We start from the raw sequence: 26335 nt of genomic DNA on the forward strand, positions 1-26335 counted from the left end.
GCGAGACGGAGGGGCCGTCGCATCGCGACGAGCGGCGCGTCGGATGCCGAGGTGTTGTCGTCCGGTCAGTACAGTAACGAGGTCTGAGCCCTGCTGCATGGCTTGCAGCCCGCGCCTCGGGCTTTGTGGATATCCTTTGCCAGCTTGAAGGCCAGGCCATTGTGCCTTGCACCGCGACGATGGCCCCCTGCGTCGTATGCACCTGCGCAAGCTCTAGTGGTACGAGGACACGCACACTCGGCCCACGGCCATCAACGCGCCATCCATCTTGTCTAGGAAGAACCGTGCAATGCGCGCCAGAATGGTCGCCGACTCAGGCGCCACACATTAGGTTCGGGAGTCACTCTTATCCCGCAGCAGTCCCGATTACGCTCCAGATTCGTCGGCCCGTTTGGTCGTCACGGCAAGGTACCTTCCCGCGCTTGATCACCTCTCGTGTTGGGCAATTTGGAGCGTCGGGATGTGTCCGCCATTCGGCTCCGGATCCGGTTCGTCCCCATGATGATGTACCTCGTATGTCATAGCCGACAACGTTAGGAAGAAAGCGAACACGGCGTACACGAGCGAGACAGCCACGAGCCAGCCGATACTCCACCCAACCTTGTACGGCAGTACGAGAACAAACACTCGTGCAGCAATGGCCGCAATGGCTATTCCAATAGCCGTGATAGAGAGCCAACGAAGTACCGAGTGCTGCTTGCGCTGGAAGAACCGCCACGCGGCCCGCAGGCCGGGCACACGCGCGTATACCCCTACTAGGGCCAGTATGGAGTTGAGTAGGAGTAGTGTCGCGGCCCCGATGCACCACCAATCAGCCGCGCCAAATTCCATTTGCTCGTTCAGAATCTCGGCTTGCCTCAAGGCCGACCACTGCAGCAGCATCAGAAGTGGAGCCGCGAGGGCTACGGAGATCTTCAAGATACCGACCGCACCGTTAAGCTGACTGCGTCTGCTTTGCTCGTCCGCCGCCGCCGCTCCGAGGAGGACGAGCAAGACATATGGCAGAAGTATCCCTGCACACGTGAAGCCAATGCCCGTTACCACCGCAATAGTGGCCAATCGAGGCGTGCCGTCTGACTCACCCGCGACGACGGCATAGTTCAGACTTACAAGGACCAAGCTGACGAACAGAGCAGTCATAGGCGACGCCGCCATCATCACTGAGTTCTCGCGGTTCGGTTTTAGGCCGGGTGACAATGCAATCGTGGTCAGGCATGCGAACGCGAAGCCAGCGAGGACTGCGGCGAGGGCAGAGTAGTTAGCAGCGACCTCACTGAACTTTCCGATTTCTTGTACGATTTCGTCGGTTTGATCTTCCACGCGACTCCTCATTCCTGGGGTGATTTTGACCTGACGGTAGGGGCTCCTGAGGTAGTTCACACTCCCCCTTTTGGGTGCCCGCGGATCACGCCTGCTGGCCGTGCTCTCCTGCGATGCGATGGGCCATTCTCGGAGTTCCCTTTCGCGAGACCCTGAGGAAAGGGTCGGAATCAACCTGCGAGCCCGAACGTTTGAGTGCGCCAGCGAGTGATCAGCGGCCGCGTATCCACGGCGTCCACCTGCATCGCAAGGCTCATCACACGCCCGAACTCGTTTCGGAGCAGGTGCACCGACGCGCGAGTTGTCGGCGCGTTGAAGTGCTCCCTAGACGCCGTCAACCAGCACCATTGAGGCATGCCACACTCGGAGATACCTGGCCGGCCTGAAGGTGCCACTTCTACCCGCCGAGAGTCAGCCGCCCAGCAAACCGCGGCTGAGGCCTTACTGCCCGTGTTGTTCGAGCGAGTCAAGGAGTTCGAGGGACTCGACGACAGGGGACTACTAATTGTCGAATCGGCGTCGTCATTGGCCATCGACGACCAGTTCGCATATCCGCTCCGGCTTGCAAGTTCGACCCAGCTGGCGCTGGGGTCGGCGATCGATCATCTGCGAACCATTCGACTCGTCGTAGAGAGCGGAGCGATGCCATGGGTGGCGCTATTCTCCATGATGCGAAGCGCATTGGAAACTGCCGCAATCACGATATGGCTACTGGAAAGCGATGACCGAAATGTCCGGTTACTCCGTCTCATGCAGTCGGAATGGCAGGAGGTGGGAGATGGGATCAACATGGTCCAGAATCTGGGCTTCGTCCCCAATCCGCCTCGTGCGGTCAGAGAAGGGCACGTCCTGAGAGCCCACAAGCAACGCCCCGAAGCCGGAACTGTGCGTGACGTGAAGAGGAAGATCACAATCACATCGAAGATCACCGCCGCTCAGTCAGTGGTGAACGGCATGATTCCGCGCGACGGTCGCGCGCCGGGTGCGATCCTCGGTTTGTGGCAGGGGTTCAGCGGCCTCACTCACGCGCGGGGCTATGCCATGCAGGTCATCCTCGACCGGGAGGAACTCGGCTACGACCCGGAAACTGGCGTCGTGAATCTCCACGTCACCACCGGCGCGACCAGTCTCGTGGGCTGCCTGCGCGTCGTACTCGATGTCGTGGACACGGCCGTTCGTCTCTTTGGGAAGCGACGCGTTCATTGGCAGAGTAACTTGCAGGACGCCGAGGATATTGCACGTCTCCGGGCCGGAGAGGACGGTGGCCTCTAGGTCTGCGAAACCAGCCGCCATACTCGTCGCGTCCACACCATTTGCCATGGACTCCCGTTGCATCAGCAACCAATCTTGGGTCGCGCGACAAGCGACCGCTGGACTCAATCAACCCGACGGGCATTTTCAGAAGCGAGCGTGTCCGCTAGGTTCGGTCCAGTTGGAGCCGCGGACGTGCTTCTCCTTTTCCAGCCGAGTCGCTCGTCGGTCGTGCCGAAAGTGACGCAGAAGGCGGATTGCACGCTCCATTGGCTGCGGTTGGTGGCGCGCTTGATCAACGAATATATGGCGCCGAGACTCGATTCTCCGAGACCTCCGTCCGATGACTGCTCGGATTCGATACGGAAGCGAAAGGGACTATCGTATGGCTACACCCCGCGTGAGCCTAATCACTTTTGGCGGACGGGCCTCAGAAAGTTGAATAATCATGGTAAAGAAGACCGTCATCTCTCTTGTTGACGACATCGATGGCTCGGAAGCCGTCGAAACGATTTCGTTCTCGGTCAACGGATCCAACTACGACATTGATCTCTCGGGCCCGAACTCGAAGGCATTCCACAAGGCACTGAAGCCGTACGTCGACGCTGGCCGGAAGAGGAGCTCACGGGCCGGCCGGCGTGCGACAACATCAGCAACCAATGCGCGCGATATTCGAGCTTGGGCAGCTACGAACGGCATCGACGTGCCCGCGCGCGGTCGCATTCCCGCCAGCGTGCAGGAGCAGTATCGCGCAGCCAACTTGTAAAACCCCGGCCTCAGGGAGCAACATGGCGTAGTGCTCCGCCACGCAGTTTTCTCGAAGTGGTGCGAGTCCCGCGAGCGGCGACTCACGAGCCCGATCGGCTGACCTCGGTAAGCACATGAACCCCGCGTCGATCAGAATCGGGCCGAGCGTCAAGCCATATGCTGCCTTCTTCCTGTGCGTCGGGCGGGACACCGCGGCATAGGGTGACCCCTCACTATGGGGTACTCCCCCGGGATCTCAAAGCGTCAGCATGTCAGTGGCGCTTGCAAGAATCGATGCAAAAGGCGCGGAAGTAGGGAAACGAATGAGGACAGAGCAAGACGGTTCAGCTACTCCGCGACGTGTACTCACGATCGACGGCGGAGGGATTAAGGGCGTGTTTCCCGCGGCCTTTCTTGCCGACCTCGAAAGCGAACTTGACCAGCCGCTCGCGTCCTACTTCGACTTGATCGTCGGTACCTCCACCGGCGGGATCATCGCGCTCGCTCTCGGCCTCGGCATCCCGGCTTCGGACATCCTTCGCTTCTACGAAGAGAAGGGGCCGGACATCTTCAGGGGCAGCAAACGGCTCGGACCGCTCCGACAGCTCATCACTGCAAAGTACGACCCGGCTCCTCTGAAGGCAGCGCTGACGGCGGTGTTCGGCGATCGAAGACTCGGCGAGAGCACGACACGCCTGGTCATCCCTGCGCTCAATCTTTCCACGGGTGAGGTGAACGTCTTCAAGACAGCGCACCATGACCGATTCGAACGCGATTACAAGATGCTCGCAGTAGATGCTGCGATGGCAACGGCCGCAGCACCGACGTACTTCCCGACACACCGTCTTACAAACGGCGTTCCGCTCGTTGATGGCGGCATGTGGGCGAACAACCCAATGGGAACTGCGGCGGTCGAAGCCATTGGCCTGCTCGAGTGGAAGAAGGGCGACGTCGAGCTCCTCGGGGTTGGATGCACGGAAGCACCTGCCAACTTCAAAGCGAGCCAGTCGCGACGTCACGGCCTCGTGAACTATTGGGCAAAGCGGATAGTAAAGGTGTTCATGTCAGGACAGTCCTCCGCATCGATCGGGACAGCAATGCTCCTGCTCGGTCACGATCACGTAGTGCGAGTCTCGCCATCAGTCGACGAGCGCCAGTATCAACTGGACGGCATCGAAGGGATCCCAGAGCTTCGAGCGCTCGGCGCCGATCAAGCCCGAACCCAGCTTGCGCTCCTTCGAAAGCGGTTCTTCTCAGCACCAGCTGAGCAGTTCATCCCGGTTCGCACGCTCGAGGGCCGGGAGGTCATGCAGTGAAGTTGATCAAGCACTTCGACGCGTTCCTCGTCAACAAAGTCAATCTCGGCGACGGGCGTATCAAGCAGCTCGATGAGCGCGTAACAGCGATCACGAACTTCCTGCAGACGGGCGAGGACGTCTTCGCAACGAATTTCATCGACATCCTGCCGCAGGGAAGCTACGCGCACCGCACCATCATCAATCCCGTGCGCGCGAACGACGAGTTCGATGCAGACCTCCTACTGGAGATGGACGAGGTCGAGGAGTGGGCAGCAGAGGATTACGTCCAGGAGCTCTACACCGTCTTCCGGAGCAGCTCTACCTACCGCGAAATGGTCAGTCGGCACGACCGGTGTATCCGAATCGACTACGCGAACGAGTTTCACATCGATCTGGTGCCGTACATGGAGCGCCACGGAGCGCACTACATCACCAATCGCAGCGAAAATCGGTTCGAACTGACGAACCCTGAGGGCTACAACGAATGGCTCGATGGGCAGAACAGATTGGCCAGCGGCCGGCTGGTAAAGGTGATCCGACTTATGAAGTACCTTCGCGACTTCAAGGACACCTTTAGCTGCAAGTCCGTGATCTTCTCGATTTTGCTCGGAAACAGCGTCAGCGACGCGGCAGCATGGGGAGAAGAGTCGCAGTACTCGGACGTGCCCACGGCGCTGAGGAACATCGTAGGCGCGCTTGACGATTACCTCCAAGACAACGAGCTCATGCCGAGCATCGACGACCCGAGCGAACCTACCGAGAATTACAACCACCGCTGGAACCAAGACGAATACGCCAACTTCCGCACCAAGATCCACGTCTATCGTGGCTGGATCGACGAGGCGCACAAAGAGGAAGATCCGGAGGAGTCCAAGGTCAAGTGGCGTCGCCTCTTCGGCGAGAAGTTCGGAACCTACGACACATCCGTCAAGAAGGCATCTGAAGCACACCTCAGCGCTCAGGGCGTCCGGAACACAGACGAGACGCTTGAGGGCCGTTGGGGCATCAGAACACACCTCAACGGTGGCTACCGCGCTCGCGTCAGCGGCCGCGTCGCGAAACGACGAGGGTTCCGCGACTACGAACTCAGCAAGTACGGCAACGTCGTGCCAGTCGGATCGAAGATCAACTTCAGCATTCGTCACAACGTGCCGAGCCCGGTCGACGTCTACTGGAAGGTACGAAACACAGGCGACGAGGCGATGCGCGCCGACTGCATCCGCGGCCAGGTTGAGCGAGACAACGGCACGCTCAGCCGCAATGAACCAACCGCGTATCGCGGACGTCACTACGTCGAGGCCTACATCGTAAAGGACGGCATCTGCGTCGCGATGGACCATCAAGAAGTTCGCATCAAGTAGAGGGCTGCGGACAGCTCGCGACCCGAGCCCCTCGCTCCAGGCAAGTGAGCATCGGTGCATCCAACGGAGGTGGCCCAATACTCGTCCGAGGGCTTTCCCTCGCAAGTCCGGAGCCTCAATGGCACGTGAAAGCGGTGAGCAAAGTGTTGAGAGGATAAAATCCAGACGGAAAAGTCCCGGCAGATCTCGCGATCCACCGGGACCTTCTCAGTCGGGCTGACAGGATTTGAACCTGCGACCCCTTGACCCCCAGTCAAGTGCGCTACCAAGCTGCGCCACAGCCCGATGCCGACCGATTCCTCGGAAGGCAACTCGACCATCATAGCGGCATCCGGAGGCGTGCTCGTGCACGCCCGGGCTCGCGCGCAGCGCGCGGCAGCACGACGAGCCGCCCAGCCGATGCATCGTCCGGACATACCCCACGCATAGGGTTCGGGCATAGGCTCTCCACAATCCATGCGTTCGATCGTCGAACGCCCGCGCCCGCGCGGACCATTTCCCCGGAGGACACCTTGCCTGACGCCACGCCCCGCCGCCTCGCCCTGAACATCCCGCTCATCGTGCTGTGGGTCGCCTCGATCGCCGTCGGCGCGATCGGCTACTGGCAGCTGCGCACGGGCAACGCCGGCCAGGCCGACTTCTACAACAACGGCGGATCCGACTACCTGACCTACCTCGACCTGCAGACGCAGTCCACGGTCGGCGGCATGCTGCTCATCGCCGGCATCGTCGGCGTGCTCGTCGCGCTGGCCGTGCACGCGCGCAACCGCCACGCCTCGGTCGTCGCACGGGAGGCGCTCGCCGCCGCGGCGCCCGTGGGCTTCGTCGAGGTCGACGAGTACGAGATCGACGACCTCGACGACGCGGATGCCGCGACCGACGTCCCGGCCCGCGACGAGGCCGCCACGGTGCCCGCCGCCGCATCGGCCGAGACCGCGAGCGACGTGCCCGCCGAGGCATCCGCCGCCGTCACCGCAACGGAGACGCCCGGCCCCGACGTCGAGCCCGCTGCGGCCGAGACCGCCGACGCCGCGGCATCCGACACCCCCGTCGTCGACGGCGCGCCGACCACGACCGACGAGGGCACCGACACCCCGAAGGCCTGACCCGCAGGTCGCGACCCGGAGGCGTTCAGAGGTGCTTGCGCACCTCGTCCATGAACGCCGTCGGGTCGTCGACCCAGATCCGCACGGCCGTGATCTCCTGGTCGCCGCCCTTGGGCGGATGACCCGGCAGGCGCACGTTGGTCGGCCGCTCGAGCTCGATCTCGATCACGGTCTCGTCCTGCATCCGGAACGCGAGCGTGCGCCCGGCCTCCGTCTCCACGATGCGCGGTGACTTCGGCTCGTCGACGCGCTTCACGCGCGAGACCGAGGCGATGTCGTCCCACGCGAGCGGGAGGTCGATCTCGAGCCCCTGTCGCACGCGGATGCCGTCGGGCCCGACGGTGTGCGGCCGCATGAGGTAGGCGCAGAGCAGCCCGAACATCCAGGTGACGCCCCAGATCCCGAGGACGAGGAACCCGATGCGCACGGCCGGCCACCGGTGCACGATGAGGTCGACGATCGGGATCTCGACCGCCGACAGCACGATGAAGATGACGAGCACGGTCAGCACCGGCCTGTGGTAGCCGAACCCGGCCGCCTCACGCGGGATCGCCGGGCGGCGGGCGATGAATCGCCCGATGTTCGCATAGATGCTGAGCTCGACGCGCAGCGCCCGCAGCAGGAACGACCCGGTGCGCCGCCAGACGGATGCCGCCGGGCGGCGCTCGGTCGCGAGGCTCATGCCCCGGCCGCCTCACGCGCGGCTCGCGCGGCGACGTCGGCCGCGACGAGCTCGCGCAGGCGTGCGGCGATCGCGTCGACGCCGCGCTCGAGCGCCGACCGGTCGGCGGGGTCGACGGCGCCGAGGAGATCGGCGGTGAGCTCGGCGTGCTCGCGCTGCATCTCGCGCATGCGTCGACGGGCCTGCGCCGTGAGCGACACGATCGTGGCCCGGCGATCGGTCGGATGCGGCGACCTGGCCACATGGCCGCCGGCCTCGAGCGCGTCGACCAGTCCCGTGATGTTGCGTGCGCTCACCTCGAGGCGCGTGGCGAGGGCCTGCTGCGTCATCGGGCCGGCGTGCGACAGCTCCCAGAGCACCCGCACCCGAGCGGGCGTGAGCGACGTGCCCTCGAACGCCCGGGCCATATCGTGCTGGAAGAGCTCGCCGATCTCGAGCAGGCGATCGAGCACGGTCGGGATCGGCGCTGCGGAGGCGCCGTGTGCACCGTGTGCCAAGGGTTCGGTGGGCATATCGTGATGCTACTACATCGTTACCTCACTTCACGAGTTGCTCGGTCGACGCATCGCAGGCAACCGCTCGACGGATGTCGCACGCCCGCGTTACGGTGACGGCATGCAGCCAGCGACGACCGACGATCCGCGCACCGACGACCTCCGCGTCGTGCCCGCACAGGAGGCGCCCTTCGCCGACGTCGAGGCCGTCTTCGGCACCAAGGGCGACCCCGCGCACTGCTGGTGCCAGTGGTACAAGATCCCGGGCAGCAACTGGCGCTCCGTGGGCGACGAGGCCCTGCGCGGCCGGCTCGAAGCGCAGCTCGCGACCTCCGACACCGGCCCGGGGCTGCTCGCCTACGATGGCGACACGCCTGTCGGGTGGTGCGCCGTCGAACCGCGCGCCAACCTCGTGCGACTCCCCCACAGCCGCATCGTCGCGGGCGGCACGCCCGACCCCGACTTCGACGATCCCGGCATCTGGGCCGTGTCGTGCTTCGTGGTGCCCCGGGCCTACCGCAAACGCGGCGTCGGCGGAGCCCTCGCCGAGGCGGCGGTCGCGTACGCGCGCGAGCACGGCGCGCGCCTGCTCGAGGCCTACGCCATCGATCCCACGGCGCGCGAGAAGGTGCCCGCGGCCGAGCTCTTCCACGGCACCGTCGGCATGTTCGAGCGCGCGGGCTTCACCGAGGTGGCGCGCCCGACGCGTGAGCGGGCGATCATGCAGCTGCGCCTGCGCGACTGACTGCGACTGCCCGTCACCGCGACGACCACGCCTTCGCCGCGGACTCGAGGTCGTGCACGACCTTCGTCAGGTGGTCGAGCCGATCGTCGGCCCGCCGGTCCGCCGCCTCGGCGAGCCGCTCGTAGGCGTCCACCGGCTCGCCATCGTGCCCGGCGTGCGCGCCGGCCCGGCGCACGTGCTCCGCGAACAGCACCTCGTCGCGGTGGTCGCCGAGCACGTCGTGCACGGCCTCCCCCGCCTCCGCGAGGGCCGCGGCGTGGTCGCCGAACAGCACCAGCGGCTCCTCGGTGACGGCTTCGGCCGCGTATCGCAGCCGCCGGCCGGCCTTGCGGGCGTCGTGCAGTCGCTCGGTTCCGGATGCCGCGTCGACGCGTCGCGCTCGGCGCACTGCCCGCTTCGCCTCACGCTCCAGCAGGTGCGAGAGTTCCTCGCGAGCGGGCTCGTCGGCGCGCAGGGTTCGGGCGGGCGCCTCGAGGAAGGAATCGAGGATGCCCCGCCGGGCGGCCGCCCGCGGCATCCGCTGGCGTTCGACGAGGCGTGCGTGCGCGAGCCGGTGCGCCTCGACCTCGTCGTCGACCAGGCGTGAGCGCATCGACGCGATGACCGCGGCGTCGATCCCCCACTCCTCCTCGGCCTGCTGCACCGCCGTCTCGGCGACCTGCACGCGCACCTCGATGTCCCGCACCGTGCCGAGCTCGTGTCCGAGCTCGCGGAACGACTGCCGCACGGACTGCACCACGCCCGTGTCGAAGAGGGGCGCGTAGGCCGCGAGCACGCTGCGCAGGCGCCGCACCTGCGTGCGGAGCTGGTGCACGGCGTCGGGCTCGTCCACGAGCGCCGCCGGCTCGAGTTCCTCGAGCCGTTCGCCGATCGCGCGGATCGCGGTCAGCGCCGCATCGCCGGCGTCCATCGCGTCGAGGTCGGACTCGCCTGCTGCGCCGTCGCCGCCGTCCTCGTCGCGATCGCCCATGGCGCCATCGTAGGCGCGGGCGCCGGGAACCGTCAGTCGACCCCGCCGACGGCCACGCGCTTGATGCGCGCGGTGTGGCCGCGGAGGATCACGACGTCACTGCGGCGCACGCCGTAGTGCGCGGCCAGGGCGCGGATGAGGCCCTCGTTCGCCGCACCGTCGACGGCGCGCTCGCGAACGTGCACGGTCGCCGACGCGTCAGGATCCTCGGGCGTCTCGTCCACGAACGGGCCGCGCCGGCTGCCGGGCTTCACGCGGACGGTGATCTCCATGGGTCTCCTCCGTGGTGCGATCGCCCCGCCTGCGGAACTCCCCCTCGTGGCCTGCCGCGATGCTACCGCTGGCGTCGCTCGCGCACCCGCATGTTCAGCACGATCGGCGAGCCCTCGAAGCCGTAGATCTCGCGCAGGCGCCGCTGGATGAACCGGCGGTACCCCGGGTCGAGGAATCCGGTCGTGAACAGCACGAACGTCGGCGGCCGGGTCGCGGCCTGGGTGCCGAACAGGATGCGCGGCTGCTTGCCACCGCGCACCGGGTGCGGGTGCTCCTGCGTGAGCTCGGTGAGGAAGGCGTTGAACTTGCCGGTGGGGATGCGCGTGTCCCACGAGTCGAGTGCGAGCTCGAGGGCGGGCACGAGCTTCTCGAGGTGGCGCCCGGTCTTCGCCGAGATGTTCACCCGGGGCGCCCACGACACGTGATGGAGGTCCTGCTCGATCTCGCGCTCGAGGTACCGGCGACGGTCGTCGTCGAGCAGGTCCCATTTGTTGTACGCGAGAACGAGGGCCCGGCCCGACTCGAGCACGAGGTCGATGATGCGCACGTCCTGCTCGGAGATCGGCTGCGAGACATCGAGCAGCACCACCGCGACCTCGGCCTTCTCGAGGGCGGCCTGGGTGCGCAGCGACGCGTAGAAGTCGGCACCCTGCTGCAGGTGCACGCGACGACGGATGCCGGCGGTGTCCACGAACCGCCAGATCCTGCCGCCCAGCTCGACCTGCTCGTCGACGGGGTCGCGGGTCGTGCCGGCGAGCTCGTTGACGACCACGCGCTCCTCGCCCGCGGACTTGTTCAGCAGGCTGGACTTGCCGACGTTCGGACGGCCGAGGATCGCAACGCGGCGGGGCCCGCCGAACTCGTCCTTCGCCACCGCGGAGACCTGCGGCAGCACCTTGAAGACCTCGTCCAGCAGGTCGGCCACGCCGCGGCCGTGCAGCGCCGATACGGGGTACGGCTCGCCGAGGCCGAGGTTCCAGAGGGCGGCGGCCTCGGGCTCCTGGCGTGCGTCGTCGACCTTGTTGGCAACGAGGAAGACGGGCTTCTTCGTCTTGCGCAGCAGCCGCACGACGTGCTCGTCGGTCGCGGTCGCGCCGACCATGGCGTCGACCACGAACAGCACGACGTCGGACAGGTCGATCGCGACCTCCGCCTGCGCGGCGACCGACGCGTCGATGCCCTTCGCGTCGGGCTCCCAGCCGCCGGTGTCGACGAGGGTGAACCGGCGGTCGAGCCACTCGCCCTTGTAGGAGACCCGGTCGCGCGTGACGCCCGGCGTGTCCTCGACGACCGCCTCACGGCGCCCGAGGATGCGGTTCACGAGCGCGGACTTGCCGACGTTCGGGCGGCCGACGATCGCGATGACCGGCAGCGCCGGAAGGTAGCGGATGCCCTCCTCGCCCTCCTCGGAGATCTCGAGCACCTCGAGGTCGTCCTCGTCGAGCTCGTAGTCGGAGAGGCCCGACCGCAGGGCGGCCGCGCGCTGCTCGGCGAGGTCCTCGTCGACGTCGGCGAGGCGCTCGGCCAGGTCGTCCTCGGCGATGGACTCGTCGTCGTACTCGTCGCGCTGGTCGGTCATGGTCTCTCCTCGGAAGTCTTGATGGGCCGGGCTCCGGCCCGTCGCGGCGTTAGCGCACCGCCTCGGGCTGCGCGGCCCGGATCACGCCGATCACGGCCTCGACCGTCTGGTCGAAGTCGAGCTCGGTCGAGTCGACGGTCGTCACGCCGTCGGCGGCGGTCATGAAGTCGACCACCTTGGCGTCGGCCTCGTCGCGCCGGCGCAGCTGCTCCCCCGTGAACTCGGCCGGAACGTCGACGAGCTCAGCGGAGCGCCGAGCAATTCTAACCTCCTCCGACGCGGTGAGCAGGATCCGCACCGGCGCATCGGGCGCCACGACCGTCGTGATGTCGCGGCCCTCGACGACGACGCCCGGATGCCGCTCGTCGGCCATGACGCCGCGGAACAGCTCGATCAGGTGCGTACGCACCTCGGGCACCCGCGCGACACGGCTCACGATCGCCGAGATGTGCGGCTCGCGGATCGCGGTGGTCACGTCGACGTCGCCGACGTGCACGGCGTACCCGGTCGGGTCGGTGCCGATGCGGTAGGCGAAGCTCGACAGGCTCGAGACGACGGATGCCGCGTCGTCGGTGTCGATCCCGGATGCCTCGGCGTGCCACGCCAGCGCGCGGTATGCGGCACCCGTGTCGAGGAATCCGTAGCCGAGGCGGCGCGCGACCTCCTTGGAGACGCTCGACTTGCCGCTGCCTGCGGGGCCGTCGACGGCGACGACGAGGGGAATGACGGGGGTGTGGGGCACGTTCATCCTGCGATCCGCCAGCCGCGTTCGGCCAGCTCGTTGGTGAGTCGGTCGGCCGCCTCGGGGAGCACGGCGATCTCGGCGAGGCCGACCTGCCGGCCGGGCGAGTGCTCGAGCCGGAGGTCCTCGAGGTTGACGCCGATCTCGCCGATCTCGGCGAGGAGGCGCGCGAGCTGGCCGGGGCGGTCGTCGACCATCACGATGACCGTCGTGAAGCGCTTGTCGGTGCCGTGCTTGCCCGGCAGGCGCTCGACGCCGGTGTTGCCGCCGGTGAGCTCCTCGGCCACGCGTCGACGGGCTCCAGGCGCGGCCGGGTCGGCGAGGGCGTCGATGAAGCGGTCGAGGTCCTCGCGGTAGGCGAGGAGGATGTCGCGGACGGGGGCTGCGTTCGCACCGAGGATCTGCACCCAGAGGTCGGGATCGCTCGCGGCGATGCGCGTGACGTCGCGCACGCCCTGGCCGGCGAGCCCGAGGGCCCCGTTCGGCGCCTCGATGAAGCGCCGGGCCATGATGCTCGAGATCACCTGCGGCACGTGCGAGATGAGCGCGACGCCACGGTCGTGCTCGTCGGGCGTCATCTCCACGAGTGTCGCGCCGAGGTCGAGGATAAGGTCGTCGATCGCGCTCGCGCGCCGGTAGCTGATCTCGTCGTGCGCGGCGACCACCCAGGGACGGCCCGCGAAGAGGTCGGCGCGCGCGGCCAGAGGTCCGCCGCGCTCCCGCCCGGCGAGGGGGTGCGAACCGATGTACCGCGACACGTCGGCACCGGCGGCCACGAGCTCGTCGAGGATGCCGGCCTTCACGCTCGCGACATCCGTCACGATCGCCTCTGGGAATGCGGCCAGCTCAGCCGCGACGACCGAGGCCGTGACGTCGGGCGGCACCGCGACGACGATGAGCTGCGGGGCGTCCTCGGGCTCTGCCCGGCGTCCGGCGCCGAGGTCGACGGCGATGGCGACGTGCGTGGGCGAGGCGTCGGCGAGGATCACGTCGATTCCGCGGGCGCGGAGTCCGAGCGCCACGCTCGTACCGAGCAGCCCGGCCCCGACGACGCGCACGGGCCCGATCAGCCGTGATTCGACCACGTCAGCGCTTCCCCTTCCGGCCGGCGTCCGCCGCACGGGAGAGGGTGAGGAGCTGGCCGAGTTCCACCTTAGTCAACTCGCGCATGGCGCCGGACCGCAGGGTTCCGAGGTTGAGCGGCCCGAAGCTGCGGCGCACGAGGTCGACCACCGGATGCCCCACCGCGTCGAGCATCCGCCGCACGATGCGGTTGCGACCCGAGTGCAGCGTGAGCTCCACCATGGAGTGGCGTGCGTCGCCCTGGGCCTGGAGGATCCGCGCCCGGTCGGCGTGGATGGGTCCGTCGTCGAGCTCGATGCCGGTCTTCAACCGCTGCAGCGTCGCCGGCGTCACACGGCCGCGCACCTTCGCGATGTACGTCTTCTCCACGCCGAACGACGGATGCGCGAGCACGTGGGCGAGCTCGCCGTCGTTCGTGAGCAGCAGCAGTCCGCTGGTCTCGGCGTCGAGGCGGCCGACGTTGTAGACGCGCTCGTCGAGGTCCTTCGTGAAGCGGGTCAGGTCGGGCCGTCCCTGCTCGTCGCGCATCGACGACACGACGCCGCGCGGCTTGTTGAGCATGTAGTACCGCTTCGCGGTGTCGAGTTGCACGGCGACGCCGTCGACGGCGACGAGATCGGTCGCCGGGTCGATGCGCGAGCCCAGTTCGGTGACGATTTGTCCGTTCACCTCGACGCGGCCCTCGACGATGAGCTGCTCCGACACGCGACGGCTCGCGACACCGGCGGCGGCGAGCACCTTCTGCAGGCGCTGTCCCTCCGTCGGCAGGCCCGCACCTTCGGCGCCGTCGGGTGCGTCGCCCGGCTCCCGGTCAGTCACGATCGAATCCCTCCTGGCCGTCGTCGAGCAGCGGCGAGATGTGCGGCAGCTCGTCGAGCGAGTTGATGCCGAGGTTCACGAGCAGCTGATCGGTCGTGCCGTAGAGGATCGCCCCGGTCTCCGCATCGGTCGCGACCTCGGTGATGAGTCCCCTGCCGACCAGCGTGCGCACGACGGAGTCGACGTTCACCGCGCGGATCGACGCGATCGACGACCGCGAGATCGGCTGCTTGTACGCGATGACGGACAGCGTCTCGAGCGCCGCCTGCGAGAGCCGCGTCGACGACTGAGTCAGCACGAAGTCGGCCACGAGCGCGTCGTACTCCTCGCGCACGTAGAACCGCCAGCCGCCGCCGACCTCGCGCAGCTCGAAGCCGCGACGGATGCCGCGTGCCGAACGCTCCTCGCCGGCCACGTCGGTGCGGGGCTCCCCCGACGTGCCCTCGCCGTCGTAATCCGCCCGCAGGCGCGCGATCGCCGCGCGGATCTCCGCGACCGGACGCGCGACGGCTGCCGCGAGCGTCACGACGCTGAGCGGCTCGTCGGCGATGAACAGGATCGCCTCGAGCGCGCGGTCGAGGTCGAGCCGCGGCTGTCCGGGCACGTCGAGCGGCGTGACGATCGAGAGCTCGGGGCCCTCCGCACCCACCGTGGCATCCGTGTCATTCGTCATAGTCGGCCCCCAGGGTCTCGAGGTTCGCGTCGTCCCACGACTCGGCCGCCCAGCGCAGGGTGAGCTCGCCGAGCGGCTCGACCTGCTCGAACCCGATCGCCGAGTGGCGGTAGAGCTCGAGCACGGCGAGGAAGCGGGCGACGATCACGCCGGGCTGCCCGATGCCGGCGATGAGCTCGCGGAAGGTCACGGCGTCGCCGCGTCGCAGCACCGCGACGACGTGTGCGGCCTGCTCGCGGATGGACACGAGCGGCGCGTGCAGGTGGTCGAGCCCGACCGTCGGGATCTCGCGCGGCGTGAGGGCGAGCGTCGCGAGCGCGGCGAAGTCCTCGAGCGTGAGGGTCCAGCGGAGCTCGGGCTCGCGCTGGCGGAACCGCTCCTCGAGCCGCACGGTGCGGGCATTGCGCCGCGACTCGGCCTCGAGGTGCCCCGCGAACCAGCGCGACGCCTCCTTGAAGGCGCGGTACTGCAGCAGGCGCGCGAAGAGCAGGTCGCGGGCCTCGAGCAGGGCCACGTCCTCGGCGTCGACGAGCTCGCCCTGCGGCAGCAGCCCCGCGACCTTGAGGTCGAGCAGCGTCGCCGCGACGACGAGGAACTCCGAGGCACGGTCGAGCTCCTCCGCGGAGTCGAGGCCGCGCAGGTAGGAGATGAACTCGTCGGTCACCGCGGAGAGCGACACCTCGGTGATGTCGAGCTCGTGCTTCGCGATGAGCGAGAGCAGCAGGTCGAAGGGCCCCTCGAAGTTCGAGAGCGCGACCCGGAACCCGGGGTCGGATGCCTCGATGTCCGCGCCCTCGTCCGCAGGCGCGCCGGCGGGCACGATCATGCCGTCCTCCGCCGGCGCCGTCGCGCCGGACACGCGCTCCCCCGAAGCCGGCTCGGCCTCAGGCGACCGCGCCACGGAACACCAGCTCCCTCGCGAGCTGCCGGTACGCCCGCGAGGCCTGGTGGTCGGGGGCGAACTCGGTGATCGGGGTCGCGGCGACGGTCGCGTCGGGGAACTTCACCGTGCGCGTGATGACCGTCTCGAGCACCTTGTCGCCGAACGCGTCGACGACCCGCTCGAGCACCTCGCGGGAGTGCAGCGTGCGCGCGTCGTACATGGTCGCGAGGATGCCGTCGAGCTCGATCGCGGGGTTGAGCCGGTCGCGCACCTTGTCGATCGTCTCGATCAGCAGGGCGACGCCGCGCAGCGCGAAGTACTCGCACTCGAGCGGGATGACCACGCCGTGGCTCGCGGTGAGCGCGTTCACGGTGAGCAGGCCGAGCGACGGCTGGCAGTCGATGAGAATGACGTCATAGTCGGCCGCGACGCGGCGCAGCACGCTCGCGAGGATCTGCTCGCGCGCCACCTCGGTGACGAGGTGCACCTCGGCGGCCGAGAGGTCGATGTTCGCCGGGATGACGTCGAGGCCCGCGGTGCCCGTGTGCTGGATCGCGTCGGCGGGGTCGATGCCGCGGGAGAGCAGCAGGTCGTAGATCGTCGGCACGTCGTGGGTCGGCACTCCGAGACCCGCGGACAGGGCGCCCTGCGGGTCGAAGTCGACGGCGAGCACGCGGCGGCCGTACTCGGCGAGCGTCGCGCCGAGGTTGATCGTGGTCGTCGTCTTGCCCACGCCGCCCTTCTGGTTGCAGAGGGCGATGATGCGGGCGGGCCCGTGCGAGCGCAGCCGCTTCGGCTCGGGGAAATCGCGAAGGGGACGCCCGGTCGGACCGACCTCCGGCTCCAGCGAAAGGACTCCGTCCGCCGGGTCGTGCGTCTGGTGGGTCACGTCTGGTCTCTCTCCTGCGTCCTACGGGCCGTGCGTCCGTGCGTGGGCTTGGTCGATTCTAGCGAGCACGGGGGTGGGCAGCCGTGTACATCTCCCGGAGTGTATCGGCTGTGACGAGCGTGTAGATCTGGGTCGTCGCGACCGACGAGTGGCCGAGCAGCTCCTGCACGACGCGCACGTCGGCGCCGCCCTCGAGCAGGTGCGTCGCGAACGAGTGCCGCAGGGTGTGCGGTGACACGGATGCCGCGAGCCCGGCATGCTCGGCCGCCCGGTGGATCACGTCCCACGTCGCCTGTCGCGACATCCGTCGCCCGCGCAGGCCGAGGAACAGCGCCGGCGTCGCCTGCCCCCTCGCCGACAGCGTCGGACGCGCTCGCACGAGGTACGCGTCGACGGCACGACGCGCGTACGAGCCGAGCGGCACCACGCGCTGCTTGCCGCCCTTGCCGACGAGGCGCACGACCTCGTCGTCGACGAGGTCGTCGACGTTGAGCGAGACCGCCTCCGACACGCGGGCGCCCGTCGCGTAGAGCAGCTCGAGCAGCGCCGCGTCGCGCAGCTGGTGCAGCTCCTCGCCGCCCGCCGCGGCGATGAGCGCCTCGACGTCCTCGACGGGGATGGCCTTGGGCAGCCGCATCGGCAGTTTCGGCGGGCGCAGCTCCTTCGAGGCATCCGTCGCGATCGCGCCCTCGTCGGCCAGGAAGCGATGCACGCCGCGCACCGCCGAGAGCACGCGCGCGATCGACGACGTGGCGAGTGGCGGCTGCCGCTCGGCGCCGAGGAACCGCACGAAGTCGGCGAGGTCCTGCTCGGTCACCGCGCCCGGGCCGTCGAAGCCGTGCGCCGCGAGCCAGTCCGCGTAGATCCCCAGGTCGCGACGGTACGAGGTCACGGTGTTCCGGGCGAGGCCGCGCTCCACCGCGAGGTGCCGGAGGTATCCGGCGGTCCACGCGGCATCCGTCATCGCGGTGCGGGCTCTTCGCGCGGGGTGGAGCGTCCGGGCCACGCGGCGTCGGAGGCGCCGAGCCCCGCCCACCCTCGCGCGCGCGCGACCTGGGCGGCGAGCACGCCGATGACGAGCGTGGGATTCTGCACGCGCCGTTCGAGCACGGCATCGACGCACGCGTCGAGGTCGAGCCAGCGCGTCTCCATGTGCGCCTCCTCCTCCTCGCGTGCGAAGGGCTCGTCCGTCGCCGTGAGCCCGCGCGCCAGGTAGATGCGGATCGCCTCGTCGCTGCTGCCCGGTGACGAGAAGAAGTCGGTGAGCACCGCCCAGTCGGATGCCGCGAGGTCCCCCTCCTCGGCCAGCTCGCGTTGCGCCGCGGCGAGCGGCTCCTCGCCGGGCACGTCGAGCAGTCCCGCGGGGATCTCCCAGTCGCGCGCGCGGATCGGATGCCGGTACTGGCAGATCAGGAACACGCGATCGTCGTCGTCGAGCGCGAGCACGGCGACCGCACCGGGGTGGTCGACGTACTCGCGGACGATCGTGCCGTCGCCGAGCTCCACGACGTCGCGTCGGAGGTCCCAGACGCGGCCCTCGTAGACGCGCTCGCTCGACTGCACCGGCTGCGCGGCCGGCTCGTCGGCGATCGGCGAGAGGTCGGCCGACCGATGGTCGGTCGACGCGACGTCAGCCATTTGCCACGTCGAACAGCAGGCTCGCCTGCTGCCGCTCGAGGGCCGCGCCCACGAGCCCGCGGAACAGCGGGTGCGCGTCGTTCGGGCGGCTGCGCAGCTCGGGGTGCGCCTGCGTGCCGACGTAGAACGGGTGCACCTCGCGCGGGAGCTCGACGAACTCGACGAGGTTGCGGTCGGGCGACAGGCCCGAGAACACCAGCCCGGCGTCGGCGATCCGATCGCGGTAGCCGTTGTTCACCTCGTAGCGGTGGCGGTGACGCTCGCTCACGTCGGTGCTGCCGTAGAGCTCGGCCGCGATCGAGCCGTCGGCGAGCCGGGCCGGGTACAGGCCGAGGCGCATGGTGCCGCCGAGGTCGCCGCCGGCGATGATCTCGACCTGCTCCTCCATGGTCGCGATGACCGGGAACTCGGTGTCGGGGTCGAACTCGCTCGACGATGCGCCGTGCAGGCCGACGACGTTGCGCGAGTACTCGATGACCATGCACTGCAGGCCGAGGCAGAGTCCGAGGACGGGGATGCCGTTCTCTCGGGCGAAGTGGAGCGCACCGAGCTTGCCCTCGATCCCGCGCACGCCGAACCCGCCGGGGACGCAGATGCCGTCGAGGTGCGCGAGGTGCTTCTGCGCGCCCTCGGGCGTGCGGCACTCGTCGGACGGGATCCACTCGATGTTGACCTTGGTGTCGTTCGCGAACCCGCCGGCGCGCAGCGCCTCGGTGACCGAGAGGTACGCGTCGGGCAGGTCGATGTACTTGCCGACGAGGCCGATCGTGACCTCGTGCTTCGGGTCGTGCACGACGTCGAGCAGCTCGCGCCATCCGGACCAGTCGACGTCGGCGGCCTTGCCGTCGAGGCCGAGCGTCTCGATGATGTAGGCGTCGAGGCCCTGGTCGTGCAGCATCGTGGGGATGTCGTAGATCGACGGCACGTCGACCGCATTCACGACGGCCGCCTCGTCGACGTCGCACATGAGGGCGATCTTGCGCTTGTTCGCGTCGGTCACGGGACGGTCGCTGCGGAGCACCAGCGCGTCGGGCTGGATGCCGATGGAGCGGAGCGCGGCGACCGAGTGCTGCGTGGGCTTGGTCTTCTGCTCCCCCGACGCGCCCATGAAGGGCACGAGAGAGACGTGCACGAAGAACACGTTCTTGCGGCCGAGCTCGTGGCGCACCTGGCGCGCCGACTCGATGAACGGCTGCGACTCGATGTCGCCGACCGTGCCGCCGATCTCGGTGATGATCACGTCGGGCTTCGGCGTCTCGGTGGCCTGCAGCCGCATGCGGCGCTTGATCTCGTCGGTGATGTGCGGGATGACCTGCACGGTGTCGCCGAGGTACTCGCCGCGCCGCTCCTTGGCGATCACGGTCGAGTAGATCTGGCCGGTGGTCACGTTGGCGGCCTGGCTCAGGTTGATGTCGAGGAACCGCTCGTAGTGCCCGATGTCGAGGTCGGTCTCCGCACCGTCGTCGGTCACGAAGACCTCGCCGTGCTGGAACGGGTTCATCGTTCCCGGGTCCACGTTGAGGTACGGGTCGAGCTTCTGCATGACCACCCTGAGGCCCCTGGCCGTCAGGAGGTTGCCGAGACTCGCCGCAGTGAGTCCCTTGCCCAACGAAGAAACGACACCACCAGTCACGAAGATGTGCTTGGTCGTGCCGTTCGAATTGTCTCTGCCGCGATCATCCACCACGGGCTTGTAGTCTAACCGACGATCCTGACCGTCTGCTCCGACATGCCCCACGCGGTCCCCCTTTTCCTCCTGCGGCATCCCCGTCCGCTCGTGTGCGCCGCCTCCGCCGTGGCGGTCGCGGCCTCCGTCAGGCCGCCCGATCCGCGGCGATCTCCAGCAGTTCGCGTGCGTGGGCGAGCCCGCTCTCGGAGTCGCTGAGGCCCGAGAGCAGCCGCGCCATCTCGGCCTCCCGCTCGGCGCCGGCCAGTTGCCGCACGCTCGACGACGTGACCTGCCCGTCGGTGCCCTTCACGACGCTGAGGTGGTTCGTGGCGAACGCCGCGACCTGCGCGAGGTGCGTGACGACGATGACCTGCGATCGCTCGGCGAGCCGCGCGAGCCGGCGGCCGATCTCGATGGCCGCCGCGCCGCCGACGCCCGCGTCGACCTCGTCGAAGACGAACGTGGGCACGGGGTCGCTGCCCGCGATGACGACCTCGATCGCGAGCATCACCCGCGAGAGCTCGCCGCCCGAGGCGCCGCGCGACACCGGCCGCGGCTCGGTGCCCTGATGCGGCTGCAGCAGGATCGCGACCTGGTCGCGACCGTGCGCGGTGGGCTCGTGCTCGGCGTCGACGTCCACCGTGAGACGGGCGTCGGGCATCGCGAGTGCGCCGAGCTCGGCGGTCACCGCGTCGGCGAGGCGGGCCGCGGCCTCGGTGCGCAGCTCGGTGAGCCGGCCGGCGAGTCGGTCGACCTCGGCGGTGAGCCGGTCGACGGATGCCGCGAGCTCCTCGATGCGCTCGTCGTCGCCGTCGAGCTCGACCAGCCGGAGCCCGCCGTTGCGACGGAACTCGAGCACGTCGTCGAGCGTGCCGCCGTGCCGCCGAACGAGCCCGGCGAGGAGGGCGCGACGCTCCTGGACCACCTCGAGCTCGCGGGCGCTGTCGGCGTCGAGGCCGTCGAGGTAGCCCGAGAGCTCGGTCGACGCGTCGGCCAGGATGAACCCGGCGGTCTGCAGCGCCTCGGCGATGGGCGCCAGCGCGGCGTCGTGCTCGACGACGCGTTCGAGATGCCGGCGGGCGCTGTCGACGAGCCCGATCGCGTCGGGTGCACCGTCGACGAGGTCTTCGGCGGACACCAGCCCGCGCGCCTGCGCCGCCGCGAGGCGGAGCTCCTCGAGGTTCGAGAGCCGGTCGGCGCGCTCGGCGAGCTCGACGTCCTCCCCGGGCTGCGGGTCGGCGGCCTCGACCTCGTCGAGGGCCTCGCGGAGCTCTTCGGCCTCGCGGGCCCGAGTGTCGTGCGCCTCGCGGAGCCGCTCGAGCTCGGCCGAGTCGGCACGCCAGGCGGTGAATGCCGCGCGGTACTCCGCGGCGGCCTCCTGCACCGGAGCGCCGGCGAAGCGGTCGAGCGCCTCGCGCTGGGCGACCGCGGAGCGCAGCCGCTGCTGGTCGGCCTGGCCGTGCACGACCACGAGCTCGTCGCCCAGCTCACCGAGCACGCCCACGGGCGCGCTGCGACCGCCCACGACGGCGCGGCTGCGACCCTCGGACGAGACGGAGCGACCGAGCAGCAGCTCGCCGCCCTCGACGTCGCCGCCGGTCTCGCTCACGCGCTCGGCGATGGCGCCGTCGTCGGGCACGAGCCAGCGACCCTCGACCCACGCCTGCTTGGCGCCGGAGCGGACCGCCCCGGCATCCGCCCGTGCGCCGAGGAGCAGTCCGAGCGCGGTGACGACCATGGTCTTGCCGGCGCCGGTCTCACCCGTGACCGCGGTGAAGCCGGGGCCGAGGGGCAGCGTGGCCTCGGCGATGACGCCGAGGTCGCGGATGCCGAGCTCTTCGATCATGCGCGGCCCTCACTCACGGCCGACCGGCCCTCGCCAGCCCGTGACGGGCAGCTGGAACTTGTTGACGAGCCGGTCGGTGAACGGCGCCTCGTGGAGGCGCGCGAGCCGCACGGGCACCGACGACTTGCGCACGATCACGCGCGCGCCCGGCGGGAGGTCGAACGTGCGACGGCCGTCGCACCAGATCACGGCCGCGGCCTCGGTGCGCTGCAGGATCTCGACCGCGAGCGACGAGTCGGCGCCGACGACGAGTGGTCGGGCGAACAGCGCGTGGGCGCTCAGCGGGACCAGGAGCAGCGCCTCGAGGCTCGGCCACACGACGGGCCCGCCCGCCGAGAACGAGTACGCGGTCGAGCCCGTGGGCGTCGACATGACGATGCCGTCGCACCCGAACGACGAGAGCGGTCGGCGGTCGACCTCGACCACGACCTCGAGCATGCGCTCGCGCTCGGCCTTCTCGACGGTCGCCTCGTTGAGCGCCCAGCTCTCGTAGACGACCTCTTCGCCGACCTTCGCGCGCACCGAGAGCGTCATGCGCTCCTCGACGGCGTAGTCGCGGGCGAGCGCGCGGGCGACGGTGTAGCCGAGGTCGTCGCGCTCGCTCTCGGCCAGGAAGCCGATGTGGCCGAGGTTGACGCCGAGGAGCGGGATCGGGTGCTCGCGCATGAGCTCGGCGGCGCGCAGGATCGTGCCGTCGCCGCCGAGCACGATGACGAGCTCGATGCGCGACGGGTCGACCTCCTCGAACCGCTTCACCGCGCCATCGAGCTCGGGCACGAACGTGTGCACGTCGTCCCAGTGCTCCGCGGCGATGACAGGCACCGCGCCGGACGCGAGCAGCTGCGTGCACACCTGGCCGGTCGCCTCGAGGGCGTTCTGCCGGCCGGTGTGGGAGACCACGAGGAAGTGCCGTGCGTCGTTCACGCGTTCGCGCCTCCCGTCAGTTGGTCCACCCGACGCATCCATTCTGTCGGATTCACGCCTCGGGTCGCGCTGAGGTGGGCGAGGTATTCGTGGTTGCCGTGGCTGCCGGCGATTGGGGAGGACAGGATGCCGACCGTGCCGAGGCCCAGGTCGAACGCCGCCCAGAGCACGTTCGCGAACGCCTCCGAACGCCGTGACGCGTCGCGGACCACGCCGTCGCGCGCGCCGCCGCGGCCCACCTCGAACTGCGGCTTCACGAGCAGCACGAAGTCCGCGTCATCCGTCGCCGTCGTGCGCAGGGCGGGCAGCACGGTCGTGAGCGAGATGAACGAGAGATCGGCGGTGACCAGCGTCGGCGGCTCGTCGACCCCGGTGAGGCCCGCGAGCGTGGGTCGATCGAGCGTGCGCACGTTGCAGCCCTCGACCAGCACGAGGCCCGGCGCACCGTGGAGTTCGGGAGCGAGCTGGCCGTGGCCGACGTCGACGGCGAGCACCGTGCGGGCACCGCGCTCGAGCAGCACCTGCGTGAAGCCGCCCGTCGACGCGCCGGCGTCGAGCACCACGCGATCCGACGGGTCGACCCCGAAGCCGTCGAGCGCCGCGATGAGCTTGTGCGCGGCCCGGCTCACGTAGTGGTCGGATGCCGCGACGACGATCTCGCTCGCCTCCCCGACCTTCGCCGAGGGCTTCACGACCGGGTTGCCGTCGACCGTCACGACGCCCGCGGCGATGAGCGTCGCGGCGTGCGTGCGGGACCGGGCGAGTCCGCGTGCAGCGAGGGCCGCGTCGAGTCGCTGCCCGGTCATCGCCCGTTCGCGCCGCGGGCCGGATCGGACTCCTCCAGCTGCGTTCGGAGCTGCTCGGCCAGCTGCAGGTACCCCGGAGCGCGCTCCGCGAGCGGCTGCGACTCGAGCTCGTCGAGGGCGGCTCGCAGCTCATCGGATGCCGCGCCGGCACGCTCGCCGTCGACGCTCGGCCCCGCGGCATCCGCCGCCACCGCGTCGCCGGGCTCGGGCCCAGCAGCGGCCTCGGGATCGCGGGTCTCGTCGTCAGTGCTCACCCGACCAACGCTACCCCGAGCCGCCGACCCGGGTGTCGTGCCGCTCGCTCGCGTCGGAGGCGCGTTCAGCGGTACAGGCTGGCGGGCACGTCGAGCGCGTGGATCTTCGTGCCCGACTGCCAGATGGCCGCGCACGCGGCACGCAGCAGGTCGAGCCCGCCGTCGCCGTCGGACACGATCACGACCCGGCGCCCGTCGACGCGGACGCGCGCCTTCCCGACGCGCACCGCACCGTCGCGCACGGTCTCGACGACCGGGTACGGCTCGTGCAGCCCGCGCAGATCCCCGAGGATGAAGTCGGGGCGGCTCGCGGCATCCGCGGCGAGCACCTGCTTCGCCCGGTCGATGCCGGTGAGCACGACGGCGCTGGCCATGCCCGCGCGGTTCGCACCGAGGATGTCGGTGTCGAGACGGTCGCCGACCACGAGCGGGCGCTCGGCGCCGAAGCGGCGCTTCGCCTCCTCGAAGATCGGCGTCTCGGGCTTGCCGGCGACGACCGGGAACCGTCCGACCGCGGTGTGCACTGCGGACACCAGCGTGCCGTTGCCCGGTGCGATGCCGCGGGCGACGGGGATCGTCCAGTCCATGTTCGTCGCGATCCAGGGGATGCCGGACTCTTCCGAGTCCGGTCCGCCGTGCGCGTTGAGCGCGAAGGAGGCCTCGGCGAGCTCGCGCCAGCCGACGTCGGGCGCGAAGCCCTGCACGACCGCTGCAGGGCTGTCGTCGGCCGACCGCGTGACCCGGAAGCCGCGCTTCTCGAGCTCGGTCACGATCCCCTCGCCGCCCACGACGAAGACCAGCGCGCCGGGCTCGACGCGCTCCTCGAGCAGCCGCATCGCCGCCTGCGGCGACGTCACGACGTCGTCGGGCACGACGTCGAGGCCGAGCTCCGCGAGGTGCTGCGCCACGGAGGCGTCGCTGCGCGACGCGTTGTTCGTGATGTAGCCGACCGGGCGGTCCCGCTTGGTGCGGTTGAGGCTGTCGACGGCGAACGGGATCGACCCCGCACCCGCGTACACGACGCCGTCGAGGTCCGCGAACACCGCGTCGATCCCCTCGAGCGGCGTCGTCGCCTCAGTCCTCGCTCGGAACAGGCCCACGGGCGCCGTCCTCGTCGGTGTCGTCGGCCTGCGCTGCTTCGGGTTCGTCGGCGTCGTCGAGCGACTCGCCGCGCCCGAGCGCCCCGCCCTCGGCGAGCACCGCGGCGACGTCCTCCTCGAGGACGGCGCCGAAGTCCTCGGGCAGGTCGTCGTGCTCGGCGTCGTCCGAGTCGGATGCCTCGGCCGACTCGACGTCCGCCTCGGACTCGCCCGCTTCCGCGTCAGTCGCCGCCGGCTCCTGGACCTCGTCCGCGTCGTCCTCGAGCTCGACCTCGAAGATCTCCACGAACTCGGACTCCGTCGGCGGGTTCAGCACCTCGTCGGCCCGGTCGGCGCGCGCACGCCATGCGGCGGCCTCGGGACCGCGACCGAGCTCCTCGAGCACCTCGGCGTAGGCCGAGAAGAGCGCGGGGCTGTACGAGAACGCGCGATCGGGGTCGAGCTGCGGGATCTCGAGCTCCGCAAGCGCGAGCTCGGGCTGCTCCAGGTCCAGGCGCGCGCCGGACATGGCGATCGCCAGCCCGACCTGCACGGCGGCCGGAAGCTCCGCGCGGTCGACCGAGCGGCCGACCTCGAGCGCGCGGTCGGGGCGTCCGACGCCGCGCTCGCTGTCCACCATGAGCGGCAGCTGGTCGTTGCTCCCCGAGATGCGTCGGAACGTGCGCAATTCTCGCAGTGCGAGGGCGAAGTCGCCGGTCGCGTAGGCCGTGATCGCGAGGGTCTCGCGTACGACGGCGATGCGCCCGCCGCGGCGGGCCGCCGAGAGGGCGTGCTGGTGGGCGAGCTCCGGGTCGCTGTCGAGGTACTCGGATGCCGCGACCATGTGCCGCGCGACCCAGTCGGCGTTGTCCTTGCTCAGCGTCTTCAGCTCGGCACGGGCGCCCTTGTCGAGCTGCCGGGCCTCGATGCGGTCGGGGAGGATCGGGTCGTCGTGCCGCGGCCGGATCGCGCGATCGGCGGCTCCGTGCGTCTCGCGCGGGCCGTCGTGATGACCGCCTCGCGTGTCGGGACGGTCTCCACGTCGATCGTCGGTGCGGAGCCCTGCGCCGGCGCGGTCACCGTACGGACGCTTCGCGTCACGGTCACCATACGGACGCTTCGCGTCACGGTCACCATACGGACGCTTCGCGTCACGGTCACCATACGGACGCTTCGCGTCACGGTCACCATACGGACGCTTCGC

The 26335-nt window shown here is 69.4% G+C and carries 26 protein-coding genes, 1 tRNA gene and 1 pseudogene; 6 read left to right on the forward strand and 22 right to left on the reverse strand.

All coding sequences use genetic code 11. The annotated features are described in order from the left end of the window. Positions 1-426 precede the first annotated feature (426 nt). Positions 427-1380 (reverse strand): hypothetical protein, encoded by a 954-nt coding sequence (locus ACWGO8_RS19275; protein WP_452044546.1) that lies wholly within the window; start codon positions 1378-1380, stop codon positions 427-429. Positions 1381-1674: 294 nt separating this feature from the next. Here ACWGO8_RS19275 and ACWGO8_RS19280 point away from each other — a divergent pair, with 294 nt between their 5' ends. From ACWGO8_RS19280 to ACWGO8_RS19295, 4 genes are all read left to right on the forward strand, one after another. Beyond that, positions 1675-2592, forward strand: a complete 918-nt coding sequence (locus tag ACWGO8_RS19280; protein ID WP_452044547.1) for a hypothetical protein — start codon at positions 1675-1677, stop codon at positions 2590-2592. A gap of 427 nt (positions 2593-3019) precedes the next feature. Next, positions 3020-3337 (forward strand): histone-like nucleoid-structuring protein Lsr2, encoded by a 318-nt coding sequence (locus ACWGO8_RS19285; RefSeq protein ID WP_452044548.1) that lies wholly within the window; start codon positions 3020-3022, stop codon positions 3335-3337. A gap of 250 nt (positions 3338-3587) precedes the next feature. Beyond that, entirely contained in the window at positions 3588-4634 is a 1047-nt protein-coding gene (locus ACWGO8_RS19290) for a CBASS cGAMP-activated phospholipase (protein ID WP_452044549.1), read from the forward strand. Further along, positions 4631-5977, forward strand: coding sequence for an SMODS domain-containing nucleotidyltransferase (locus ACWGO8_RS19295; protein WP_452044550.1), 1347 nt, complete (start codon positions 4631-4633; stop codon positions 5975-5977). The genes ACWGO8_RS19290 and ACWGO8_RS19295 overlap by 4 nt, the downstream gene beginning before the upstream one ends. Before the next feature lie 211 nt (positions 5978-6188). Here ACWGO8_RS19295 and ACWGO8_RS19300 read toward each other — a convergent pair. Further along, positions 6189-6262 (reverse strand) — tRNA-Pro (locus ACWGO8_RS19300). Positions 6263-6489: 227 nt separating this feature from the next. Between ACWGO8_RS19300 and ACWGO8_RS19305 the strand changes: the two genes are divergently transcribed. After that, positions 6490-7083 carry a hypothetical protein gene (locus tag ACWGO8_RS19305; protein WP_452044594.1) on the forward strand — a complete coding sequence of 198 codons (594 nt, stop codon included), beginning with the start codon at positions 6490-6492 and terminating at the stop codon, positions 7081-7083. Between the two features lie 25 nt (positions 7084-7108). Here the strand turns inward: ACWGO8_RS19305 and ACWGO8_RS19310 are convergent, their stop codons facing one another. Together ACWGO8_RS19310 and ACWGO8_RS19315 are read right to left on the reverse strand one after the other, a co-directional pair. Beyond that, entirely contained in the window at positions 7109-7765 is a 657-nt protein-coding gene (locus ACWGO8_RS19310; protein WP_452044551.1) for a hypothetical protein, read from the reverse strand. Continuing rightward, a complete protein-coding gene (locus ACWGO8_RS19315; protein WP_452044552.1) occupies positions 7762-8277 on the reverse strand; it encodes a MarR family winged helix-turn-helix transcriptional regulator in 516 nt (171 codons plus the stop codon). Before ACWGO8_RS19315 ends, ACWGO8_RS19310 begins: the two co-directional genes overlap by 4 nt. Before the next feature lie 103 nt (positions 8278-8380). Here ACWGO8_RS19315 and ACWGO8_RS19320 point away from each other — a divergent pair, with 103 nt between their 5' ends. Continuing rightward, the gene (locus ACWGO8_RS19320) at positions 8381-9004 is read left to right on the forward strand and encodes a GNAT family N-acetyltransferase (RefSeq protein ID WP_452044553.1); all 624 of its coding nucleotides are present in this window, start codon (positions 8381-8383) and stop codon (positions 9002-9004) included. 13 nt (positions 9005-9017) lie between these two features. On the opposite strand, the gene ACWGO8_RS19325 is transcribed toward ACWGO8_RS19320, so the two are convergent. From ACWGO8_RS19325 to ACWGO8_RS19410, 18 genes and pseudogenes are all read right to left on the reverse strand, one after another. Beyond that, entirely contained in the window at positions 9018-9974 is a 957-nt protein-coding gene (locus ACWGO8_RS19325) for a CHAD domain-containing protein (RefSeq protein ID WP_452044554.1), read from the reverse strand. Between the two features lie 32 nt (positions 9975-10006). Beyond that, entirely contained in the window at positions 10007-10246 is a 240-nt protein-coding gene (locus ACWGO8_RS19330; RefSeq protein ID WP_452044555.1) for a DUF167 domain-containing protein, read from the reverse strand. Positions 10247-10308: 62 nt separating this feature from the next. After that, complete coding sequence (der, locus tag ACWGO8_RS19335; protein WP_452044556.1) at positions 10309-11826, reverse strand: ribosome biogenesis GTPase Der; 1518 nt, start codon at positions 11824-11826, stop codon at positions 10309-10311. Positions 11827-11875: 49 nt separating this feature from the next. Further along, positions 11876-12574, reverse strand: coding sequence for a (d)CMP kinase (cmk, locus tag ACWGO8_RS19340; protein ID WP_452044557.1), 699 nt, complete (start codon positions 12572-12574; stop codon positions 11876-11878). Then, the gene (locus ACWGO8_RS19345; protein ID WP_452044558.1) at positions 12571-13653 is read right to left on the reverse strand and encodes a prephenate dehydrogenase; all 1083 of its coding nucleotides are present in this window, start codon (positions 13651-13653) and stop codon (positions 12571-12573) included. Before ACWGO8_RS19345 ends, cmk begins: the two co-directional genes overlap by 4 nt. 1 nt (position 13654) lies before the next feature. Continuing rightward, on the reverse strand, positions 13655-14419 hold the full coding sequence (locus ACWGO8_RS19350; RefSeq protein ID WP_452044591.1) for a pseudouridine synthase: 765 nt from the start codon (positions 14417-14419) through the stop codon (positions 13655-13657). 43 nt (positions 14420-14462) lie between these two features. Further along, on the reverse strand, positions 14463-15143 hold the full coding sequence (gene scpB, locus ACWGO8_RS19355; protein WP_452044559.1) for an SMC-Scp complex subunit ScpB: 681 nt from the start codon (positions 15141-15143) through the stop codon (positions 14463-14465). Beyond that, on the reverse strand, positions 15133-15969 hold the full coding sequence (locus ACWGO8_RS19360; protein WP_452044592.1) for a segregation and condensation protein A: 837 nt from the start codon (positions 15967-15969) through the stop codon (positions 15133-15135). The genes scpB and ACWGO8_RS19360 overlap by 11 nt, the downstream gene beginning before the upstream one ends. A 58-nt stretch (positions 15970-16027) precedes the next feature. Further along, positions 16028-16915: a ParA family protein gene (locus tag ACWGO8_RS19365; RefSeq protein ID WP_452044560.1), complete on the reverse strand. Its 888-nt coding sequence runs from the start codon at positions 16913-16915 to the stop codon at positions 16028-16030. A gap of 58 nt (positions 16916-16973) precedes the next feature. Next, positions 16974-17879 carry a site-specific tyrosine recombinase XerD gene (gene xerD, locus ACWGO8_RS19370; protein WP_452044561.1) on the reverse strand — a complete coding sequence of 302 codons (906 nt, stop codon included), beginning with the start codon at positions 17877-17879 and terminating at the stop codon, positions 16974-16976. Further along, the gene (locus tag ACWGO8_RS19375; protein WP_452044562.1) at positions 17876-18553 is read right to left on the reverse strand and encodes an NUDIX domain-containing protein; all 678 of its coding nucleotides are present in this window, start codon (positions 18551-18553) and stop codon (positions 17876-17878) included. The genes xerD and ACWGO8_RS19375 overlap by 4 nt, the downstream gene beginning before the upstream one ends. Then, a complete protein-coding gene (locus ACWGO8_RS19380; protein ID WP_376954366.1) occupies positions 18546-20318 on the reverse strand; it encodes a CTP synthase in 1773 nt (590 codons plus the stop codon). The genes ACWGO8_RS19375 and ACWGO8_RS19380 overlap by 8 nt, the downstream gene beginning before the upstream one ends. 49 nt (positions 20319-20367) lie before the next feature. Then, positions 20368-22068 carry a DNA repair protein RecN gene (gene recN, locus ACWGO8_RS19385; RefSeq protein ID WP_452044563.1) on the reverse strand — a complete coding sequence of 567 codons (1701 nt, stop codon included), beginning with the start codon at positions 22066-22068 and terminating at the stop codon, positions 20368-20370. Positions 22069-22077: 9 nt separating this feature from the next. Then, the gene (locus tag ACWGO8_RS19390) at positions 22078-23034 is read right to left on the reverse strand and encodes an NAD kinase (RefSeq protein WP_376954362.1); all 957 of its coding nucleotides are present in this window, start codon (positions 23032-23034) and stop codon (positions 22078-22080) included. Further along, positions 22989-23798 carry a TlyA family RNA methyltransferase gene (locus ACWGO8_RS19395; protein WP_452044564.1) on the reverse strand — a complete coding sequence of 270 codons (810 nt, stop codon included), beginning with the start codon at positions 23796-23798 and terminating at the stop codon, positions 22989-22991. The genes ACWGO8_RS19390 and ACWGO8_RS19395 overlap by 46 nt, the downstream gene beginning before the upstream one ends. Then, positions 23795-24052, reverse strand: a complete 258-nt coding sequence (locus tag ACWGO8_RS19400; protein ID WP_452044565.1) for a hypothetical protein — start codon at positions 24050-24052, stop codon at positions 23795-23797. The genes ACWGO8_RS19395 and ACWGO8_RS19400 overlap by 4 nt, the downstream gene beginning before the upstream one ends. 65 nt (positions 24053-24117) lie before the next feature. Continuing rightward, entirely contained in the window at positions 24118-25152 is a 1035-nt protein-coding gene (locus ACWGO8_RS19405; RefSeq protein ID WP_452044566.1) for an HAD-IIA family hydrolase, read from the reverse strand. Further along, positions 25127-26335 (reverse strand): annotated as a pseudogene (locus ACWGO8_RS19410) (primosomal protein); the annotation flags it as partial. The pseudogene ACWGO8_RS19410 and the gene ACWGO8_RS19405, both read right to left, overlap by 26 nt.

Source organism: Agromyces sp. NPDC055661 (assembly GCF_053618135.1).

Bases quoted from the DNA above. Each gene is read 5' to 3' on its own strand.
- ACWGO8_RS19280 (WP_452044547.1), top strand. From the start codon at position 1,675: ATGCCACACTCGGAGATACCTGGCCGGCCTGAAGGTGCCACTTCTACC.
- ACWGO8_RS19285 (WP_452044548.1), top strand. From the start codon at position 3,020: ATGGTAAAGAAGACCGTCATCTCTCTTGTTGACGACATCGATGGCTCG.
- ACWGO8_RS19290 (WP_452044549.1), top strand. From the start codon at position 3,588: ATGTCAGTGGCGCTTGCAAGAATCGATGCAAAAGGCGCGGAAGTAGGG.
- ACWGO8_RS19310 (WP_452044551.1), bottom strand. From the start codon at position 7,765: ATGAGCCTCGCGACCGAGCGCCGCCCGGCGGCATCCGTCTGGCGGCGC.
- ACWGO8_RS19315 (WP_452044552.1), bottom strand. From the start codon at position 8,277: ATGCCCACCGAACCCTTGGCACACGGTGCACACGGCGCCTCCGCAGCG.
- ACWGO8_RS19320 (WP_452044553.1), top strand. From the start codon at position 8,381: ATGCAGCCAGCGACGACCGACGATCCGCGCACCGACGACCTCCGCGTC.
- ACWGO8_RS19325 (WP_452044554.1), bottom strand. From the start codon at position 9,974: ATGGGCGATCGCGACGAGGACGGCGGCGACGGCGCAGCAGGCGAGTCC.
- ACWGO8_RS19330 (WP_452044555.1), bottom strand. From the start codon at position 10,246: ATGGAGATCACCGTCCGCGTGAAGCCCGGCAGCCGGCGCGGCCCGTTC.
- der (WP_452044556.1), bottom strand. From the start codon at position 11,826: ATGACCGACCAGCGCGACGAGTACGACGACGAGTCCATCGCCGAGGAC.
- cmk (WP_452044557.1), bottom strand. From the start codon at position 12,574: ATGAACGTGCCCCACACCCCCGTCATTCCCCTCGTCGTCGCCGTCGAC.
- scpB (WP_452044559.1), bottom strand. From the start codon at position 15,143: ATGACGAATGACACGGATGCCACGGTGGGTGCGGAGGGCCCCGAGCTC.
- ACWGO8_RS19360 (WP_452044592.1), bottom strand. From the start codon at position 15,969: ATGATCGTGCCCGCCGGCGCGCCTGCGGACGAGGGCGCGGACATCGAG.
- xerD (WP_452044561.1), bottom strand. From the start codon at position 17,879: ATGACGGATGCCGCGTGGACCGCCGGATACCTCCGGCACCTCGCGGTG.
- ACWGO8_RS19375 (WP_452044562.1), bottom strand. From the start codon at position 18,553: ATGGCTGACGTCGCGTCGACCGACCATCGGTCGGCCGACCTCTCGCCG.
- ACWGO8_RS19380 (WP_376954366.1), bottom strand. From the start codon at position 20,318: ATGCCGCAGGAGGAAAAGGGGGACCGCGTGGGGCATGTCGGAGCAGAC.
- recN (WP_452044563.1), bottom strand. From the start codon at position 22,068: ATGATCGAAGAGCTCGGCATCCGCGACCTCGGCGTCATCGCCGAGGCC.
- ACWGO8_RS19390 (WP_376954362.1), bottom strand. From the start codon at position 23,034: ATGGATGCGTCGGGTGGACCAACTGACGGGAGGCGCGAACGCGTGAAC.
- ACWGO8_RS19395 (WP_452044564.1), bottom strand. From the start codon at position 23,798: ATGACCGGGCAGCGACTCGACGCGGCCCTCGCTGCACGCGGACTCGCC.